Below are 3,291 nucleotides of genomic sequence, written 5' to 3'. Positions count from 1 at the left end.
TGTTACCGATCGCGTTATTTGACGATGTAGCCGTCACGGTCCGTGGCGACGGGCGGGCATGAAAGCGCCCCGCCGGATGGTGACCGGCGGGGCGCTGATCGTCGCGCTGACGCGGCGATGGTCATTGGTGACGGCGTGTTTTACTCGCTGTTCTCCGTGATCGCGGACTGGGCCGCGGAGAGGTCCACGATGGCCTTGCCTGCCGCGTAGGTCGCGATCAGGGAGGAAACGGCGAGGTTGTTCACCGCCCGGGGGTAACCGCGCGAGCCCTGGTGGATCGCGGCGACCGCGTCATCGGAGAACAGGGTGTCGGATCGGCCCGCGTATTTGAGGTGGTGGCGGATGTAGGCTGCTGTCTCGGTCAGATCCATTCCGGTGATCGCGAACCGGGTGGAAACCCGCTGGTCCAGGGCGGCCAGGACCGCGAGTTTGAGCCGGCGGCGCAGCGTGGGCTGGCCGATGAGCAGCAGCGCGAAGTGCGAGCCTGTATCCAGCGCGCTGTTAGTGAGCATGCGAAGCGATTCCAGGTCCGTGTTCGCCAGCAGGTGGGCCTCGTCGATCACGACCACGGGCAGGCGGGCGCGTTCGTCCAGTTCCCCGGCGAGCAGGGACGCGGTCTGGTGCGCCAGCACCCCGGAGTAACGAGCGGGCTGTCCTCCCAGGGCGGTGACGATCTGGGACTGGATGCCGCGCATCCCGACCGTGGGGTCCGCAACGTAGATCACCTGGTGCCGGGAGGCTTCGAGCTGGGCCAGCGCGGCTCTGACGGCGACGGTCTTGCCGGCGCCGACTTCCCCGGTGATCACCCCGGTCTGGCGCTGGTCCACGCACCACTGGATCCGGGCGACTGCTTCGCGGTGCCCGGGGTGCGGGTGCAGTGCCTGGACCGGGATGGAGCGGCCGAAGGGCATGGCCGTGAAACCGTAGTGCGTTTGCAGTTTCTCGATCACCGGGACCCTCCCGCGGCCATGGCCATGGCGCCGGCGGCAGCCACTTTTTCGAAGCTGATCGGGGCGCCGGTCATCGCGGTTTTGTGCCGGGTTTCGACCAGACGCAGGTAATCGATCCCGGACGCCGCGTTCTTCGCCCCCGCGTCGGCGTCTTTGGCGGCGTTGACGGCCTTGGGGTGCACGTGCCGGCGGATCTCACGCAGGACGGCCTCCCCGGCCGGGACGCCGCCGGCGGCGGTGACCGCGACCGTGCCGGCCAGGTCGAACGGGTCATAGACCAACTCGATGCGGGCCCCGGCCAAGGACGGATCGACCTCGTAAATGTTGCCCTGCAGCGATACGGTCCCTGTTTTGGTGACCTTGCGGATCGCGGACCAGCGGAACGCTTCGGCGATTACGTCCGGGTCCTTCCGGTCCGGGCGCCGGTTTTCCCAGCCGGCGTCCCAACGGGCCAGGGGCGTCTGCCCGGTGGTGGAGTGCACGGTGCGGTGGTAGACCATCTGCACCCAGGAGGTGAACAAGGCGTTCAGCTCCTCCAGCGAGGTAACCGCGCTCCCGGCAGGATCCTCCCCGGTGCCCGGAACAATCGTCTGGACCGGGGCGTCGAGCACGGTGATCTCGGAGAGAAACTGGGATGTCACGGTGTTGAACAGGCGCTCGATCTTGCCGCGGCCCTGGGGCCGGTAGGGCCTGGAATGGATCAGTTTGATGCCCAGCCTCGCGCAGACCCGCGCCAGCGATGAATCAACAAAGGCACTGCCGTTATCGACGTAAATCGTCTCGGGGATCCCGTGGGTTTGCAGGGCCGGGCGCAGCGCCGCCGAGAGCCTGACGGCGTCTTCGGCGAACGCCCAGCGGGCCGCGGTGACGAGGCGGGAATGATCATCCAGGAACGCGAAGAGGTAGGTTTTCCGGCCGTGGATCCTCGGGCCGTGGAGTCCGTCGCCGACCCAGATCTCGTTCGGGCGTGCCGCTTCGAACCGGCCGGTCGCCGCCGCCGCGGTGCCGGTGGGGATGTCCAGGGTGCGGAAGTGGCGCAGCAGCGTCGTCTCGGACGGGGCGTCCCCGAGGGTTTCGGCCATGATCCGGCGGACCTGGGCCGCGGTGCGCTGCGGGCGCTCAAGCTTCAGGGTCGCCGCCAGGGACAGCACGGTCGCCGGGGTCACCGGGCCGGCGGCCCTTTCCCGCGGTTTGAGCCCGTCGAACCCCTCACGATGCCAGGCACCGATCCACCGGTCCAGGGTTTCGCGCGAGTAGCGCACGGGCTGCCCGTCCGGGCCGGCATGCTCGGCGGCCGCCAGGGCCCGGACCATGGGCCCGCGCTGGCGGCCGGTCAGGGTTTTGTCCGCGGCGCCGCGGATTAATTGGTAGCGGAACAGGGCGGTCTTCTCCGCCCGGTCCTTACGGGCCAGGGGCCCGCGCTGCGGTTTGGCGTCTGTCATGGGGACGCTGTCCTTTCAAAAGGCTCAGGATGGGATGGCCCCGGCGGGTTCAGCCGGTGCTTTCTTCACCCTTGCCGCCCCGGACCTGCGGGGTAAGAGCCAATTCGTGTTGCACCCCTCCATGCCACCGTCCGGTGCTGAAGAAGAACGGACCGGCCGCGGCGAGCCCGGCGCTGTGCCACGGCATTACGGCGACGGCGAACCGTTCCGCGAGCACCGACGCGTAGGCGGTGACCGCGGCCAGCGCCGCCCCTGCCGGGGTCGGTGCCGGTGCCGGCCAGAGTCCTGCCGCGTCAGCCCCGTCACGGTGGGCAAGGGCGGTGAACACTTCGGCGATCGAGACGGCGGAAGCGGCGAATGTGCGCAGCCAGCCGCGCACCGTGGAGGCTGGCCGGCCCAGCCAGGCCGCGATCCTCCGGTGCCCGTGGCCCGCGGCGGTTTTGGCTTCAACGGCCGCCGCGATCACCGCAGCCGTATCGGCCCGGCGCGCAGCCAGCCCGGCTTCAAGCAGCACATGGGTGGCAGCGCATCCGGCGCAGCGTCCGCGGCGCGGACGGTGGCGCACCAGGAACCGCCCTGCCCCGGTTCCGTGGCGGATCAGCCGTTCCCGCGCCCAGCCCCAGGGACGCAGCCTGCCCCTGCACTCCGGGCACTCAAGGCGACCGCCGGACAGATCGGACTCGACAGAGACACCATCATGATTTACCGTGAGCATCGGCGCGGCCTTTACGCGTCAGAGCGGCCCGGCGTAAACCTCGAAAACTCACGCCGGGCCGTTCGTTGTATCCAGTCATCGTCAGCCTGACGCCGCCAACGGCACTAAATCAAGACACCGACGGGGAAACCTGCATCGTCACCGGCAAAGACGCCCCCATCGCTAAACAATGCGACGCATAACA

The 3,291-nt window shown here is 69.0% G+C and carries 3 protein-coding genes; all 3 read right to left on the bottom strand.

What is annotated here, in order from left to right; genetic code table 11:
* Positions 1-140: 140 nt before the first annotated feature.
* From LQ144_RS22780 to LQ144_RS22770, 3 genes are read right to left on the bottom strand one after another with little or no spacing between them, the layout of a single operon-like run.
* The gene (locus tag LQ144_RS22780) at positions 141-950 is read right to left on the bottom strand and encodes an AAA family ATPase (RefSeq protein WP_230121515.1); all 810 of its coding nucleotides are present in this window, start codon (positions 948-950) and stop codon (positions 141-143) included.
* A complete protein-coding gene (locus LQ144_RS22775) occupies positions 947-2,392 on the bottom strand; it encodes a DDE-type integrase/transposase/recombinase (protein ID WP_230121514.1) in 1,446 nt (481 codons plus the stop codon). Before LQ144_RS22775 ends, LQ144_RS22780 begins: the two co-directional genes overlap by 4 nt.
* A gap of 49 nt (positions 2,393-2,441) precedes the next feature.
* Positions 2,442-3,107: a hypothetical protein gene (locus tag LQ144_RS22770; RefSeq protein WP_230121513.1), complete on the bottom strand. Its 666-nt coding sequence runs from the start codon at positions 3,105-3,107 to the stop codon at positions 2,442-2,444.
* Positions 3,108-3,291 lie beyond the last annotated feature (184 nt).

Source organism: Arthrobacter sp. Bi83, assembly GCF_918698095.1.
GTDB lineage: Bacteria > Actinomycetota > Actinomycetes > Actinomycetales > Micrococcaceae > Arthrobacter.
This window is presented reverse-complemented; position numbering and strand designations above follow the sequence as displayed.

Bases quoted from the DNA above. Each gene is read 5' to 3' on its own strand.
- LQ144_RS22775 (WP_230121514.1), bottom strand. From the start codon at position 2,392: ATGACAGACGCCAAACCGCAGCGCGGGCCCCTGGCCCGTAAGGACCGG.
- LQ144_RS22770 (WP_230121513.1), bottom strand. From the start codon at position 3,107: ATGCTCACGGTAAATCATGATGGTGTCTCTGTCGAGTCCGATCTGTCC.